Source organism: Bacillus sp. FSL K6-1366 (assembly GCF_037976695.1).
GTDB classification, from domain to species: Bacteria; Bacillota; Bacilli; order Bacillales; family Bacillaceae; genus Bacillus; species Bacillus subtilis.
Map to the genome: position 1 here is coordinate 2406400 of NZ_CP150268.1, position 16475 is coordinate 2422874.

The 16475-nt window shown below is 40.4% G+C and carries 15 protein-coding genes and 1 pseudogene; 14 read left to right on the forward strand and 2 right to left on the reverse strand.

Annotated features, from left to right (window positions below; genetic code table 11):
* Positions 1–10: 10 nt before the first annotated feature.
* The 3 genes from glmM to MHI44_RS12740 all read left to right on the forward strand — a co-directional run bounded on the left by glmM (position 11) and on the right by MHI44_RS12740 (position 3780).
* Positions 11–1357, forward strand: a complete 1347-nt coding sequence (gene glmM / locus MHI44_RS12730) for a phosphoglucosamine mutase (protein ID WP_080528846.1) — start codon at positions 11–13, stop codon at positions 1355–1357.
* Between the two features lie 433 nt (positions 1358–1790).
* Positions 1791–3593 (forward strand): glutamine--fructose-6-phosphate transaminase (isomerizing), encoded by a 1803-nt coding sequence (gene glmS, locus MHI44_RS12735; protein ID WP_015252962.1) that lies wholly within the window; start codon positions 1791–1793, stop codon positions 3591–3593.
* Positions 3594–3639: 46 nt separating this feature from the next.
* Positions 3640–3780 carry a hypothetical protein gene (locus MHI44_RS12740; RefSeq protein WP_192858156.1) on the forward strand — a complete coding sequence of 47 codons (141 nt, stop codon included), beginning with the start codon at positions 3640–3642 and terminating at the stop codon, positions 3778–3780.
* A 265-nt stretch (positions 3781–4045) separates the two neighbouring features.
* On the opposite strand, the gene alkA is transcribed toward MHI44_RS12740, so the two are convergent.
* Positions 4046–4957, reverse strand: a complete 912-nt coding sequence (gene alkA, locus MHI44_RS12745) for a DNA-3-methyladenine glycosidase II (protein ID WP_015252960.1) — start codon at positions 4955–4957, stop codon at positions 4046–4048.
* Between the two features lie 272 nt (positions 4958–5229).
* On the opposite strand from alkA, the gene adaA reads away from it, so the two are divergent.
* The 10 genes from adaA to MHI44_RS12795 all read left to right on the forward strand — a co-directional run bounded on the left by adaA (position 5230) and on the right by MHI44_RS12795 (position 15095).
* Positions 5230–5865: a bifunctional transcriptional activator/DNA repair enzyme AdaA gene (adaA, locus tag MHI44_RS12750; protein ID WP_014478655.1), complete on the forward strand. Its 636-nt coding sequence runs from the start codon at positions 5230–5232 to the stop codon at positions 5863–5865.
* A complete protein-coding gene (adaB, locus tag MHI44_RS12755) occupies positions 5852–6391 on the forward strand; it encodes a methylated-DNA--[protein]-cysteine S-methyltransferase (RefSeq protein WP_029726931.1) in 540 nt (179 codons plus the stop codon). The genes adaA and adaB overlap by 14 nt, the downstream gene beginning before the upstream one ends.
* Positions 6392–6909: 518 nt before the next feature.
* Positions 6910–8427, forward strand: a complete 1518-nt coding sequence (locus MHI44_RS12760) for an NADH dehydrogenase subunit 5 (protein ID WP_339202031.1) — start codon at positions 6910–6912, stop codon at positions 8425–8427.
* Positions 8428–8441: 14 nt separating this feature from the next.
* On the forward strand, positions 8442–11057 hold the full coding sequence (locus MHI44_RS12765; protein WP_339202033.1) for a YbcC family protein: 2616 nt from the start codon (positions 8442–8444) through the stop codon (positions 11055–11057).
* Positions 11058–11133: 76 nt separating this feature from the next.
* Positions 11134–11661, forward strand: coding sequence for a carbonic anhydrase (locus MHI44_RS12770; protein ID WP_339203548.1), 528 nt, complete (start codon positions 11134–11136; stop codon positions 11659–11661).
* Between the two features lie 62 nt (positions 11662–11723).
* Positions 11724–12014: a DUF6407 family protein gene (locus MHI44_RS12775; protein ID WP_014475635.1), complete on the forward strand. Its 291-nt coding sequence runs from the start codon at positions 11724–11726 to the stop codon at positions 12012–12014.
* A 57-nt stretch (positions 12015–12071) separates the two neighbouring features.
* A complete protein-coding gene (locus MHI44_RS12780; RefSeq protein WP_015482722.1) occupies positions 12072–12446 on the forward strand; it encodes a DUF2294 domain-containing protein in 375 nt (124 codons plus the stop codon).
* 497 nt (positions 12447–12943) lie between these two features.
* A complete protein-coding gene (locus MHI44_RS12785; protein WP_003234907.1) occupies positions 12944–13246 on the forward strand; it encodes a metalloregulator ArsR/SmtB family transcription factor in 303 nt (100 codons plus the stop codon).
* Between the two features lie 126 nt (positions 13247–13372).
* Entirely contained in the window at positions 13373–14545 is a 1173-nt protein-coding gene (locus MHI44_RS12790) for an MFS transporter (protein ID WP_021481923.1), read from the forward strand.
* A gap of 208 nt (positions 14546–14753) precedes the next feature.
* Complete coding sequence (locus tag MHI44_RS12795; RefSeq protein ID WP_032724785.1) at positions 14754–15095, forward strand: hypothetical protein; 342 nt, start codon at positions 14754–14756, stop codon at positions 15093–15095.
* A 119-nt stretch (positions 15096–15214) separates the two neighbouring features.
* Here the strand turns inward: MHI44_RS12795 and MHI44_RS12800 are convergent.
* Positions 15215–15367 (reverse strand): annotated as a pseudogene (locus MHI44_RS12800) (MerR family DNA-binding transcriptional regulator); the annotation flags it as partial.
* 130 nt (positions 15368–15497) lie between these two features.
* On the opposite strand from MHI44_RS12800, the gene MHI44_RS12805 reads away from it, so the two are divergent.
* Positions 15498–16475: an alpha/beta hydrolase gene (locus MHI44_RS12805; RefSeq protein ID WP_268555786.1), complete on the forward strand. Its 978-nt coding sequence runs from the start codon at positions 15498–15500 to the stop codon at positions 16473–16475.

Consider the following 16475-nt stretch of genomic DNA (forward strand, 5'->3'; position numbering starts at 1 on the left):
CGATTATAAAATGGGCAAGTATTTTGGAACAGACGGTGTAAGAGGTGTCGCCAATAGTGAGCTTACACCTGAGCTGGCCTTTAAAGTCGGACGTTTCGGCGGTTATGTGCTGACAAAAGACAAACAACGTCCAAAAGTGCTGATAGGCCGCGATACACGCATCTCCGGCCATATGCTGGAGGGAGCCCTTGTCGCCGGACTTTTATCCATTGGCGCAGAAGTCATGCGCCTGGGTGTCATTTCTACACCAGGTGTATCTTATTTGACAAAAGCGATGGATGCAGAGGCGGGCGTCATGATTTCCGCTTCTCATAACCCAGTGCAGGATAACGGCATCAAATTCTTTGGGGGAGATGGATTTAAGCTTTCTGATGAACAAGAGGCTGAAATTGAGCGCCTGATGGACGAACCTGAGGATAAGCTGCCAAGACCTGTCGGAGCAGACCTTGGACTTGTAAACGATTATTTTGAAGGCGGACAAAAATATCTGCAATTCTTAAAACAGACAGCTGATGAAGATTTCACAGGCATTCATGTGGCATTGGACTGTGCCAATGGCGCAACGTCATCCTTGGCGACACACCTGTTTGCTGATTTAGATGCAGATGTTTCTACAATGGGGACTTCCCCGAACGGATTAAACATTAATGACGGCGTCGGTTCGACTCATCCCGAAGCGCTCAGCGCGTTTGTCAAAGAGAAAAACGCGGATCTTGGTCTTGCGTTCGACGGTGACGGCGACCGCCTGATTGCTGTCGATGAAAAAGGAAATATTGTAGACGGCGACCAAATCATGTACATATGCTCAAAACATCTGAAATCAGAGGGCCGTTTAAAGGATGATACTTTGGTTTCAACCGTGATGAGCAACCTCGGCTTCTATAAGGCGCTCGAAAAAGAAGGCATCAAAAGCGTACAGACAGCTGTCGGCGACCGCTACGTAGTAGAAGCAATGAAAAAAGACGGCTACAACGTCGGCGGAGAGCAGTCAGGACATCTTATTTTCCTTGATTACAACACGACAGGGGACGGATTATTGTCTGCTATTATGCTGATGAACACTTTGAAAGCCACAGGCAAGCCACTGTCAGAGCTTGCAGCTGAAATGCAGAAGTTCCCGCAGCTGTTAGTCAATGTGAGAGTGACTGATAAATATAAAGTTGAAGAAAATGAAAAAGTAAAAGCAGTTATTTCTGAAGTTGAAAAAGAAATGAACGGCGACGGCCGGATTTTGGTGCGCCCTTCAGGAACTGAACCGCTCGTCCGTGTCATGGCTGAAGCGAAGACGAAAGAGCTGTGCGATGAGTATGTCAATCGCATTGTTGAAGTCGTCCGGTCAGAAATGGGATTAGAGTAACGAAGTCTATTATCAGAGAGTGAACAAGACAAGCGAGGTTTACATAAGATAATTGTGAGACATACGGCAAAGTTGTTTAAAAAACAATTGACCGTTTATGCCACATGTTGTAAAATCAAGCTTGTCTTGTTCTTATTTTCTCAATAGGAAAAGAAGACGGGATTATTGCTTTACCTATAATTATAGCGCCCGAACTAAGCGCCCGGAAAAAGGCTTAGTTGACGAGGATGGAGGTTATCGAATTTTCGGCGGATGCCTCCCGGCTGAGTGTGCAGATCACAGCCGTAAGGATTTCTTCAAACCAAGGGGGTGACTCCTTGAACAAAGAGAAATCACATGATCTTCCAAAAAACATGTAGGAGGGGACGATTGAAAGTCCCCTTGAAATTTGACTTTCTTCGTCTCCTTTTACAATCTTAGGAGGAAGAAAAATATGTGTGGAATCGTAGGTTATATCGGTCAGCTTGATGCGAAGGAAATTTTATTAAAAGGGTTAGAAAAGCTTGAGTATCGCGGTTATGACTCTGCTGGTATTGCTGTTGCCAACGAACAGGGAATCCATGTGTTCAAAGAAAAAGGACGCATTGCAGATCTTCGTGAAGTTGTGGATGCCAATGTAGAAGCGAAAGCCGGAATTGGGCATACTCGCTGGGCGACACACGGCGAACCAAGCTATCTGAACGCTCACCCGCATCAAAGCGCACTGGGCCGCTTTACACTTGTTCATAACGGCGTGATCGAGAACTATGTTCAGCTGAAGCAAGAGTATTTGCAAGATGTAGAGCTCAAAAGTGACACCGATACAGAAGTAGTCGTTCAAGTAATCGAGCAATTCGTCAATGGAGGACTTGAGACAGAAGAAGCGTTCCGCAAAACACTTACACTGTTAAAAGGCTCTTATGCAATTGCTTTATTCGATAACGACAACAGAGAAACGATTTTTGTAGCGAAAAACAAAAGCCCTCTATTAGTAGGTCTTGGAGATACATTCAACGTCGTAGCATCTGATGCAATGGCGATGCTTCAAGTAACCAACGAATATGTTGAGCTGATGGATAAAGAAATGGTTATCGTCACTGATGACCAAGTTGTCATCAAAAACCTTGATGGTGACGTGATTACACGTGCGTCTTATATTGCTGAGCTTGATGCCAGTGATATCGAAAAAGGCACGTACCCTCACTACATGTTGAAAGAAACGGATGAGCAGCCTGTTGTTATGCGCAAAATCATCCAAACGTATCAAGATGAAAACGGCAAGCTGTCTGTGCCTGGTGATATCGCTGCCGCTGTAGCGGAAGCGGACCGCATCTATATCATTGGCTGCGGAACAAGCTACCATGCAGGACTTGTCGGTAAACAATATATTGAAATGTGGGCAAACGTGCCGGTTGAAGTGCATGTAGCGAGTGAATTCTCCTACAACATGCCGCTTCTGTCTAAGAAACCGCTCTTCATTTTCCTTTCTCAAAGCGGAGAAACAGCAGACAGCCGCGCGGTTCTCGTTCAAGTCAAAGCACTCGGACACAAAGCCCTGACAATCACAAACGTACCTGGATCAACGCTTTCTCGTGAAGCTGACTATACATTGCTGCTTCATGCAGGCCCTGAGATCGCTGTTGCGTCAACGAAAGCATACACTGCACAAATTGCAGTTCTTGCGGTTCTTGCTTCTGTGGCTGCTGACAAAAACGGCATCGATATCGGATTTGACCTCGTCAAAGAACTCGGTATCGCTGCAAACGCAATGGAAGCTCTATGCGACCAGAAAGACGAAATGGAAATGATCGCCCGTGAATACCTGACTGTATCCAGAAATGCTTTCTTCATCGGACGCGGCCTTGACTACTTCGTATGTGTCGAAGGCGCACTGAAGCTGAAAGAGATTTCTTACATCCAGGCAGAAGGTTTTGCCGGCGGTGAGCTAAAGCACGGAACGATTGCCTTGATCGAACAAGGAACACCAGTATTCGCACTGGCAACTCAAGAGCACGTAAACCTAAGCATCCGCGGAAACGTCAAAGAAGTTGCCGCTCGCGGAGCAAACACATGCATCATCTCACTGAAAGGCCTAGACGATGCGGATGACAGATTCGTACTGCCGGAAGTAAACCCAGCACTTGCTCCGTTGGTATCTGTTGTTCCATTGCAGCTGATCGCTTACTATGCTGCACTGCATCGCGGCTGTGATGTTGATAAACCGCGTAACCTTGCGAAGAGTGTTACTGTGGAGTAATAAATGTTTAACCCCTTTGGATAAGATTGTCTAAAGGGGTGTTTTTATGTCCAAAAGAGAAAGAACGTCTACAGTGGAAAAATGGATTAAAGAAGGTGATGCTACAGGACTCGACTATCTATCGGCCATGGCTATAGATTTAAGATGTTTCCACATTAGGTCGGTCAATCAGGTTAAAAGGCATTAAGACTTTTGCCTAACTGAGTTTTCTAATGTTAATACAGATATAAGAGAGCAGTTCCTCATTATGATACGCTTTTGATAGCAGTTGGAATAAAGCATGCTAGAAATCCGAAAACCGGAGAGCCTATTGGAATGATAACGTGTTTTTTTATTGTCAATTAATAAAGGCAAAAGAATTCTAGAAGTCGCACTTACAATGTACTTGTGAGATTAGGTTTTAAAGTTCATCCTTTTTTTATTGAGTACATTCCGGTTTAAGTTGAAATGATTCAGTAAAGGACACGCCATAAATAAAAGGTAGCGTATGACTCCCATTTTTTCCATGAAAACGATATTTCTAAGATTTCATCTTTCGTAGGCTTTCGATTCATATTACGTAATATTTTTATCGAACGAATTAGACACACATCATCGATTGGAAAAGCTGTCGGGAACCTAAGGCAGCGCATTAGAACATAATTGGCTGTCCAAGGACCGATTCCTCGTATTTTAATTAAGTTTTTTTCAGCATCTTTAAAGTTCATTTTCATTAATTTTTCCCTCGATAATTCTCCACTTGCCATTAATCTGGCTATTCCAATGATATATTCACTTTTTTTTACCGTCATTTTAATATCTGCCAGGTCGGTAGGGGTTAACCGTGCAATTCGTTCGTACGGTGGGAACACCCAATACTTTTTACCATTCCATTCAATAGAATCGCCAAATGCTTCTACAAATTGCTTCTTTAAGGAGTACGCGAAGGCTAAGTTAATTTGTTGCCCTAAAACTCCCCAACATAAAGCTTCAAATAAATCGGGAATGCCGATCACTCGCAACCCATAAAATTTTCGGGCAGGCATTTTAAGTAATGGATCTGCTTTTGCCATTTCATAAAATGGAGTTAAATCGTTATCAAGATCAAACCATTCATGAATATATTTTACAATCTCTTCCCGTTTCCACTGCTCAACAGGTCTAGAATCGTTTAGGAATTGAACAATCATTTGTTTATTATTGATTACGCTTACCTGCACTAAGGACCGAATTTCCCCAATGGCTATAACTTTTGTAATGATATTGTTTTCTATTTCATACATGCATTCATTTTTTTCCCTGGTTAGGTAGCCTAGGTTCGCATTCATGTCGAATGTTTCAGGTAATGTAATGACGATAACATCATTGACTTCATGCCATGTCACTTTTTCATTCTCCTTATCTTAAATAATTATAAGAAAACTCACGCTGGTTGAAATTAGTTTATCACATAATCATCTTTACTCATTTTGTTATCTTGCTATTACATTCTAACCACCTTATTTTTTTCTATTTATGAGGTTATAGTGTAGTTATCAAGAATGCTAAACGGGAGTAGATAAAAATGGCCCAAGATATAAAAAACGCGTGTCGAAAATTTAAATTGGGATTCAATTCAAACTGAATTAGATGAGCATTGTAAGGAGAGGTGAGATAAATGCCGGATAGTATCAATAACGGACATAAAGAGAGCCATGAGCATAGAATTTCGAATGATGCAGAAATGATAACAGATGAAAAGTGGCAAGCCATTATAAATAATGATGCAGCGTACAATAATCAATTTTTCTACGCTGTAAAATCGACAGGGATATTCTGTAAACCATCCTGTAAATCTCGCGTTCCGAAAAAAGAAAATGTATGCATTTTTCCAAACGCAGAACAAGCTCTCCGCGCAAATTTTCGCCCTTGTAAACGTTGCAAGCCCACTAATGAAAAAATGCCTGATAGCGAGTGGGTTGATTTAATTACTGAATACATTGATAAAAATTTCACAGAAAAATTAACGCTAGAATCGTTAGCAGATATTTGTCATGGGAGTCCGTATCATATGCATCGAACATTTAAAAAGATTAAAGGCATTACGCTGGTTGAGTATATACAACAAGTTAGAGTACACGCGGCTAAAAAGTATTTGATTCAGACAAATAAATCGATTGGAGATATCGCTATATGTGTGGGTATAGCTAACGCGCCTTATTTTATTACTTTATTTAAAAAGAAAACTGGACAGACACCAGCACAATTTCGTCAAATGAGTAAAATGGAGGAAACGTACAATGGAAACAAATAAACCAACCCTTTATTGGTCTTTACTAATGTTCAAGAATTGGAATTTTTATATTGCTTCAACTTTAAAGGGGCTTGTGTTTGTAGGTTCACAGAACAAACCAATCGAGGAATTGTTCGAATGGGCTAAGAAACGCTTTCCAGGAAGTCTTCTTGTTGAAGATGATGATAAGCTTGAACCCTATGCTGTTGAAATCACTCAATATCTAGAAGGAAAGCGGAAAAACTTTACTGTTCCAGTTGAGTACGCCGGTACGCAATTTCAGCTAGCCGTCTGGAATGCACTTTGTGAAATTCCTTATGGACAGACGAAATCCTATTCCGACATTGCAAATGATATAAATAAACCAGCAGCTGTTCGTGCTGTAGGTGCGGCTATTGGGGCTAATCCGGTATTAATTACTGTACCGTGCCATCGTGTAATAGGAAAGAATGGCTCATTAACTGGCTATCGGGGCGGATTTGAAATGAAGACACTGCTCCTCGATCTGGAAAAGCGAGCTTCATCTGAAATGGATGTTCCTCATTGAAAGTGAATCATCTATAATGGGTTGGATTCTTTTAGAGGAAAGTAAAGACCAGTTTACTGATAAACTTGACAACTTTTAAAATTTAGCATATCTTATACGTAACTTAATAATCGATGCAGATGTTTATTTTTCCTTTTAAAATATGTAGGCCTTTAGCATTCTTTTCATATTTCATTTTAAATATTGATAGGATGAAAAAGTATCCTAATAAAAAAGGAAGAGAACATGAGTCGATTTATTTGATAATCAGGACTATATTAAAGGAAATGAAAACATAGCATAAAGTAAAGACCAATAATAAGGTAGCACTTCAAAAAACTTCGCTGAAGTTAGTTGAAGTGAAGCCGACAATTTTCAGGATTCAATGATCTAACATAATCATTGAAATTTTGAAGTTGTCGGCTTTTTTGTTGGAAAAAAATAGAGATAAATAAAAATTGAAATAAATAATAGACAAATATGATCTGATTGAAAGGTCTTTTGACCAATAATGAGTTTTAAAAAAGGGAGAATTTAGAATGTTAGTTTCGCTGAGTTTGTCATCATTATTAACATTATTTTTTATTATGCTTATGGCTTCTGGGATTAGTGGACTATTGTTTTTACATCCGCGAGTACCCTTGAGTTTTGTTCGCATTCATATTGGGATCTTGGCTTTACCACTTTTGGTTTCCTTACTGATTCTTGCCAATAGTGGTGTGAGTGGAAATGTTGGCCCTTGGCACTTAGATTCCTTAGCTTGTTTAATGACTTTCTTTGTTCTTGCAATTGGATTCATCATTCAGCGTTTTTCTGTACGTTACTTAATGGGGGATCAATCTTATCGAAAATATTTTGCGCTTTTTACTTTCACAACAGGTGCTGCTTCTATGACATGGTTAAGTGGTGATCTCCGCTTGATGGTTCTATTTTGGGGAGCGACTCTTGTTGGATTAACCTTACTTATTAGGTTAAACAGTGCTTGGCAAGTGGCTAGTGAAGCAGCCAAAATTTCTGGCCGGTTATTTTTGTTAAGTTGGTTTTCTTTGTTTTTTGCGATGATGTGGCTTTTTCATGCCACAGGTCAATGGCAGCTATCATTGGTTGTAACAAATGAAAGTATAGCTGGGCTGGGAGAATGGGAGAGAACAGGGATTCAGCTATTGATTGTACTGGCGGTGATCATTCCTGCAGGTCAATGGCCGTTCCAAAGATGGTTGGTTGAGTCTATTGTTGCTCCAACCCCAGTTTCTGCAATTATGCATGCAGGTTTAGTAAATGCTGGAGGAATAATACTAACTCGATTTTCACCTCTATTTCATGGTGGTATCGCTTCGATTATCTTACTTCTGCTTGCTGGCATTTCTGTATTGATTGGAACTGGAATTAGTTTAGTCCAGGTTGATTATAAACGCCAGTTAGTAGGCTCCACGATTGGACAAATGGGGTTTATGCTCATTCAGTGTGCATTAGGCGCCTATATAGCAGCCATTATTCATCTTATTTTACATGGTTTATTCAAAGCTACGTTGTTTCTACAAGCTGGTTCAGCAGTAGGGCGTCATGAAGTATCGGCTCGCACTAATGAAAGAACATCCTATTTATGGGTCATGGCTGGTCGGATTTTATCCTTAGTTATAGGTGTTGCTTTTTGGCTCACTGCTCCTGGAGACGGGTATCACTTAATAAGTGCGCTGATCTTAGGGTGGTCATTGTCCGTTTCTTGGACTCAGCTTGTCGCTTTTGGAGAGGGCCGAATTGGCCGAATTGCCGGCTTAACTGTTTTAGGAGGAGCAGCCCTCGTATATTTTATCATTCATAACCTTTTCTATAAGTGGCTGCATACAACCATTTTTCAAAGTGTTCAACCTCCAATGTCAGCTGTCATGATTGTCGTATGTCTCTTACTATTTGGCAGTGCTTTAGGTACGTGGGTTGCTCGTCATCGTTCTTCCGTTTTTTTCGCGGTACTCTATCTTTGGTTAGTTCGATTAGGTGAAGCAAAACCAAAGTCAGTAGAGAGTCACCCAGACTACCTTAAACAATATATTTCATAAGGAGCTAATCTGAGATGGGCATTACATCCGTATTAACGAAAGATAATGTAAAAAAGATAGATACAGATATTGATGTTCAAGAAAGGGATCTTAACGTTTTCATTACATCTGCCAGCCGAGTGATTGCGCCACTTTGGCCTATTTCTACATTTGCTGCACGTAATCCGTGGATGGGACTTGAAAACCAACCTTTTGATCAGGTTGCAAGTTGGTTGAAAAACACTCGTGATGTTGATATATACCCTAGTGCGTCTATGATCCGTTCAGCAAAGAATAATGGTGAGATTGATGAAGATTTTGTGGAAATGGGGCTGCAGCGTTGGCTTGATTCACATTCCTATCACATCCCACGGGACGTGGCAGAGCGATTTTGTCATGCTGCATTAAAGTTAGATCCCCTGCCTTCCGACCTTTTATCATCACATGAGCTGGAGAAATTAGTAGGTGAATGTAGTGGATTGGATCATATCGAGAATGTGTTTATGCAGCCACTAAGTTCGCATATAGAGAATCAAGATGGTGAAAGGCTAGTCAATATACTAGATCATCATGTCATTAAGTGGAGTAAATTATATCTTGATGACTCTCAAGCAGGCTGGACAATGCCTAATCGTGAGGAAGGTTTCTATCGTGCTTGGCAGCATCTCATTCAATATGATCCAGCACTTAGCAAAAAGCAGCGAGAAAGGGTAAAGGGTTGGCCGAAAGAGGCACATTTGGCTTTACAGAAAGCTTTATTCGCACTAGAAATCCCAAAGTCAGAAATCCAGACTTATCTTGAAGGTCATTTACTTTCATTACCTGGATGGGCAGGGATGATGCTTTGGCGCTCCCAACAATCGAGCCACGAACATGCACTCCTAACAGAATATTTAGCGGTTCGAATATCCATGGAGTGGGCTCTTATAAAGCCATATTTACCTTTGACTAATGAACGATCTAAGAAAACAATTTCAATTGCTCCCCTTATAGCAGCTTGGATTCATTGGGGTGGGCTTACATTAGAAGAATGGTCACAGATGACGGCCATTGAACAAAACGAATATTTATCATTTGCCTACAGCTTTGATGAGAAACTTCGCAAGAAACTTTGGTTAGAAGCTTGGGAACAAACGTACACTGACCGATTAAGCCAGAAGATCATCTCGAAACAACGTGAAACCGGCCGTGAAAAATCTGCATTAGCTCAATTAGCATTCTGCATCGATGTACGATCAGAACCTTTTCGTCGTCAACTAGAAAAAGAAGGCCCGTTTGAAACGATTGGTATTGCTGGTTTCTTCGGGGTGCCAATTGCAACTTGTGAACTTGGCAGTAAACACAGTCATGCTTCCTTGCCGATCATACAAAAACCGCAAAATAAAATAAAAGAGTTCGCAGATGAGGATGTATTCAAAAAATACAATCAACGGAAGCAAGCAATTCATTCTTTAAGCCATACCTTTAAAACGATGAAGCAGAATGCGCTTTCGAGCTTACTACTGCCTGAGCTAAGCGGACCTTGGCTTACTCTGCAAATGGCAGCCCGTAGCTTTGTGCCAAGAAAGGCGGGTCGTTTCATTCGTAATCTCCGTGAGGCTTGGTTACGCAAACCTGATACAAAACTCTCGCTTCATCATGATGCTACAGAGGCAGAAATACCTGTGGGTTTTACTGATGAAGAAAAAGTGAACTATGCTCGCCAAGCATTAAAAATGATGGGGTTAACAGAGAACATCGCACCATTGGTCGTAATTTGCGGGCATGGCAGTCAAAGCACTAATAATCCTTATTCTGCAGCCCTTGATTGTGGTGCCTGCGGTGGAGCGGCCGGTGGATTCAATGCAAGAGTTTTAGCTGCTTTATGTAATCTATCAGAGGTACGAGAAGCTCTTTTAGCTGAAGGAATTAAAATTCCTGAGGATACGGTTTTTGCAGCAGCTGAACATAATACAACAGTAGATGAATTACATTGGCTTTATGTACCAGAGCTTTCCGAAGCTGCACAAGAAGCATTTGAACAAATTGAAGCCGTTATGCCGAAAGTGAGACATCATGTAAACGCAGAACGTCTAGCCCAATTACCGAATTTCCAATCGAAGCTAAAAAATCCGAAGGCTGAGGCAAACCGATTTGCGGAAGATTGGAGTGAGATACGTCCGGAATGGGGACTGGCTCGTAATGCCGCTTTTATTATCGGTAAACGTGAACTAACTCAGGATTGTGATTTGGAAGGCAGAGCCTTTCTCCATAATTATGATTGGAAGCAGGATGAAAGCGGTGAACTCCTAGCAAATATTATTGCAGGACCTGGAACTGTAGCCCAATGGATTAATTTACAATATTACGCATCAACGGTAGCACCTCATTATTATGGCAGCGGAAATAAAGCAACTCAAACCGTTACTGCAGGTCTCGGCGTTATGCAGGGGAATGCAAGCGACTTGTTAGCCGGACTGCCTTGGCAATCCGTCATGGAATCAGATCACGAGGCCTATCATTCTCCTCTTCGTTTATTGATACTCATCCAAGCACCTAGAGAATATGTAGAACGGTTATTAAATAATGATTCAGCATTTCTGCAAAAAGTTCAAAATGGATGGGTCCGACTGGCTAGTCTTGATCCAGAAGGATGTTGGGAAAGCTGGTAATGATGAATCTAAGCATTTATCAAATGGATTTGTTATTCAAAATAAAAATGATAAACATAAGGAAGAGGTGTGCTGTATGAATGTAAACCAAAATAAAAAAGTATTATTTTTGACGGATATTGAAAACGGTTTGGAGCCTATTTTACAAGAAGCGACTAACACTTCTGCAGAGAATATGTTGACTATACAAAGCTATGGTGCCGGTATTTCACATCCTTATGGAGAAATCATGAGGTCTGTTATTTTTGCGATTTACCAGGAAGATGTTGAGGAGATTTTTGTAGTAGGAACAAAAGATAAGAAGACTTCCGCAGGTAATGGACTAACTCAACTTGAAACAATGAAAGATAAAATACAAACATTGGATTATCTTTTTCAAAATTGCAAGCCTGAATTTTTAGGTGGTACGGTCGATGAATGGCTAAATGAAAATAGCAGTGACACCATTGAAAAAAGTGTTGATATGATTCGACATCACCCCCTAGTGCCGTCATATGTTAAAGTTAGAGGTTTATTCGTTCATCATAAGGATGGAGAACCCTCAATTGTGGAGGATCCAGCTATTAAAACAGGTCAAGCCTTACCTGATCATTGCTTGTCATGATGAAATGCAGGTTCAACTTCTAACGCACCCATATATGGAGAAAGCAGTTCTAAGGAGATTGTATGAGCGCTAATTTAACTGATTTTGTCACGAAAACAATAGAGGAAATGAACTCGTTTGATCGTGAAAATATGGAATGTATGAAAAAACTAATTAGAAAAGCAATTGATTTTTATCATCTAAAATCTTATGAAGAAGTTGAGGAAACCCATTCAGGAAACGTTCGATTTTTGCATGTCCACTCTATGATGGAAGAAAATATGTTATCCAAAATGATAGTGGTCACAAGAAACGGTAAAACTGATTTGGATATTGAAGGTGTATATGAAGGATATGTTGTAAGAGAATATTAATGAGACGAAATCACAAATAGAATATGCCAATTTTTTTGCTCAGGAGATGTATTAGATATGAAAAAGTCTAAGGGTTCTATTGAATCAGAGATCAGTAAGTCCATTACTCAATGGGAGAAGGATTATCTTGGGCGGGGGTCTGTATCTGTTAAGACTGATATACTGCGGGACATGATCATCGTCAATTTAAAAGGGATTTTAACACCAGCCGAATATGTAGTTTGTGGATCAAAAGAGGGTATGTTATCTATCAAACAAACTCGTTCGGAGTTAGTCGAATCAGGTATAGATGGCCTTAAGGATATTATCCTTAAAATAACCGGAGAAAAAGTGAAAAGTTTTCATACTGATTTAAGCTCCCGGACAGGTGAACGAGTGATGGTATTTAAATTATGTAATGATCTAGAGAAAAATTTGGAAAAGATCTTATAATCTAAAGAAATTAAAATGTTTTGACGGTATGGAATCTGTTGTGAATTGAACATAATGAACTGCCGCTTCTTTTGTTTTACAATTATGGCATCATTGATAACTTTTATTCATATCCTAAGCGGACATAAAGAGATGTCAATTCATAGTATACTGTTTTGTTATTCCTGTCGAAAGATCTAACATCCGCTGTTGTTATGAGCGGATGTTTTTTTACATCTATTTTAAATACATGAATTTGATGCTTGTACTTAGTCACTTGAACAATACTAAATTCATTTTAATTGAAAACATCCTTGTCACCTGCCAGGTTCCCCCAAGTGTTTAGTGACATGATTATGAGACCAATTTCGTAAAGCTTGATGATAAATTTAAGCGGTGAACAAAATTGATATGCTGTCTTCAGTTTCATTTCACGGAATTAGTCAGAGATAAACCTTTAATTAAATATATCCAAAAAACGGATTGACATATCGGAATATAACGATATAATAATCGATATGGAACCAATTGAAGTATTCAAAGCCTTATCAAATGAATCAAGGCTGCAAATTTTGCAATGGCTGAAGGAGCCCGATCGTCATTTTGCACCCCATGAAGGGATTGATATGAACACAATCGGGGTATGTGTCAGTCAAATAACAGACAAATTGAAAATGACGCAATCGACGGCTTCCCAATATCTTACCATCCTTTTAAGAGCCGGCCTAATTAAGGCGGAGCGAATCGGAAAGTACACGTATTACAAAAGAGATGAAGAAGCCATTGGGAAACTTGCTGACTTTCTTAAAACAGAGATATAAAAATAAACATCAAAAGATGTTTATTTTTACACCATACATATCGACATATTACGATGTGTTTATTTTTTATAATAACAAATCGATAATTCGTGATATGTTTATTAATAATTAAGGAGTGAATGTTTTATGTCTAACACTTGGAAAATTTATATTTTAGCCATTGTCAGCTTTTTAGTTGGAACCTCAGAGTACATCATTTCCGGAATTTTGGATCAAATTGCTCATACTCTCGGGATCACTTTAGCTGCCGCGGGCCAGCTTATTACCATTTTCTCACTTGTATATGCTCTTTCTACACCCGTACTTATGGCATTGACAGCGAGTATGGATAGACGCAAATTGATGATGTATGCCCTAGGTTTGTTTGTGTTCGGTAATGTCCTGGCTTTTGTACTGCCTGGTTATGGATGGTTTATTGCAGCGCGGATCATTATGGCGATGGGAGCAGGTGTGGTTGTTGTCACCGCATTAACGATTGCGGCTAAGATTGCATCGGAAGGGAAGCAGGGCAGTGCCATCGCTACGGTCGTGATGGGCTTTACCGCTTCTTTAATCATAGGTGTTCCGCTTGGAAGAATGATAGCAGTAGCTTTAGGCTGGAAGTCTGTATTTGGTGCCATTGCTCTGTTGGGATTGATCGCGATGGTCGTTATATTCTTTACTCTTCCGCATACTGAAGGGGATAAACCTGTGCCTTTGCTTCAACAGCTTGCTCTTTTTAAGAAACGGAAAGTGGCTATGGGATTGTCAATCACTTTCTTCTGGCTCGGGGGATATTCTGTTGCTTACACTTATTTGTCACCGTATCTCTTGAACATCTCAGGTATAAATGGCAAGCTGCTCAGCGGTGTTTTGCTTATATTTGGAATTGCCAGTTTGGTTGGATCGAAGTTTGGGGGATATAGCACCGATAAATGGGGAGTGTCCTTTACACTCGTTGGCGGGATGACGTTGCATATCGTCACACTGATTCTTCTGTCACTTGTTACTCATTCCTATATCGGAGTGTTGGTGATTCTCATATTATGGTCGTTTGCCGCATGGTCCACCGGTCCGACACAGCAATTTCACCTGGCTACAATAGAACCGGAAATGTCAGGAGTTTTGCTTAGCATGAATCAGTCAATGATGCAATTCGCCATGGCGGTCGGCGCAGGTATAGGAGGGGTTTTTGTGGAAAACGTATCATTGGCCTCGATTACCTGGGTTGGTGCGTTAGGGGTTATGATTGCCATTATTGCATCATTGCTGATTTTCAATTCGCAACCGAAACAAGCGCTAAAAGATATCAATCAATAATTTCGAAAGATCTAACATCCGCTCGTTATACAAGCGGGTGTTTTTTTAAAAAGCTCAAGTAGAAGGCACACTGAAGCTGAAAGGGATTTTTGCCGACGGAGAGCTGAAGCACAGCAAGTTATAATATACTAGGAAGGGAAATAACGGTATGGCGGAAGGGTTCTAGCGCTTCTCGCCTGTAAGATCATTACTTTGAGGATGTGTCATCGTGAATCAAAAGACGTACATTGAAATGAGCAGGACATCGCAGTACATCAACAAAATGAGAGAGTATTCAGTGCTAATTGATGGGGCTGAGATGGGAACTATCAAAGATGGAGGAAGGCTGCGAATTGATTTACCGCCTGGTGAGCATGTTATTCAAGTGAAGATTGCTTGGTGTACAAGCCCAACTTTGAGGTTTACTTTAGCGGAAGGAGAAGTGTTGAAGTTTAGATGCGGAAGTCCGCTTCGAGGTTGGAAGTTGCTTTTGGCACTTTTTTCTGTTTTGGCCCGTCCTGAAAATTATCTGTTTATCGAGCAGGAAGAAGAGAAAAAAGCTTTGTGGTGACTTTGTTGTGTGAATAAATAGGAATAAATAGATTAAATACCCCTGAATTATGTTTTGTGAAAGATTGATATAAGCGGTAGCCTTCTCAATGTCGTTCTCGGTTGGAGAAGGCTGCGTATAAGAAATTCTCGGACTTTGCGGATAGACCTTCCGATATCCATTTCAGGATTAATGTCTTCTGGGTGGATGAGTCCGATTTCATCATAGTATCGCAGTGTTTTTGTTGATACTTTGCATATCTTTGAAAATTCGCCGATCGATAGCCGAGTGATCACCTCTATGCTCCAAATGTACACCTTTCCGTAAGGGCAAAGTCAAATGTGAAAATAAAACTGTTCCAAAGTTAATCAGAAATTTATTTTCATATTGTATCCTTTCAGTATCACGTGAAAGGAGCATCATATGAAAACATTATGGAAAGTCCTAAAAATTGTTTTTGTCAGCTTGGCTGCTTTGGTTTTGCTTGTATGCGTCTCGGTATTTATTTATCACCATTTCCAGCTAAATAAGGAGGCGGCACTGCTGAAAGGTAAAGGCACAGTAGTCGATGTTGACGGTAAAAAGATGAATGTGTATCAAGAGGGAAGCGGGAAGGATACATTTGTGTTTATGTCCGGTTCGGGGATTGCTGCGCCTGCTTATGAAATGAAGGGGCTGTACAGCAAGTTTTCAAAAGAAAATAAGATTGCTGTTGTAGATCGGGCAGGTTATGGATACAGTGAAGTGTCTCACGATGACAGAGATATTGATACGGTATTGGAACAGACGAGGAAAGCGCTTATGAAAAGCGGAAATAAGCCTCCTTATATTTTAATGCCTCATTCGATATCCGGGATTGAAGCGATGTATTGGGCACAGAAATATCCTAAGGAAATCAAGGCCATTATTGCGATGGATATTGGATTGCCCCAGCAGTACGTCACGTATAAATTGAGCGGAGTTGACAGATTGAAAGTGAGAGGGTTCCACCTGTTAACCTCGATTGGTTTTCATCGGTTTATGCCTTCCGCTGTATATAATCCTGAGGTGATTCGGCAGTCGTTTTTAACTGATGAAGAAAAAGAAATCTATAAAGCCATTAACTTTAAGCAATTTTTTAATGCAGATATGGAGCATGAGCTTTTACAGTCTTACCAAAACGGCAGCAAATCTGTGAATCTGCCGGCGCCAAAGGAAACTCCCGTCTTGATTTTAGATGCGGTCTCTGACCAAAATAGACATTCAAATTATGCCATACAAAACCGAAAAGATTATGAAGCGTTTGCGACTCAATTTAATACAGCCGATATAAAGGAACTGAGGGGAACACACAGTATTTATTTATATCAGCCTGATCAAATATATAAACTTTCCATGGAGTTTATGAGAAAGGTTCGCTAG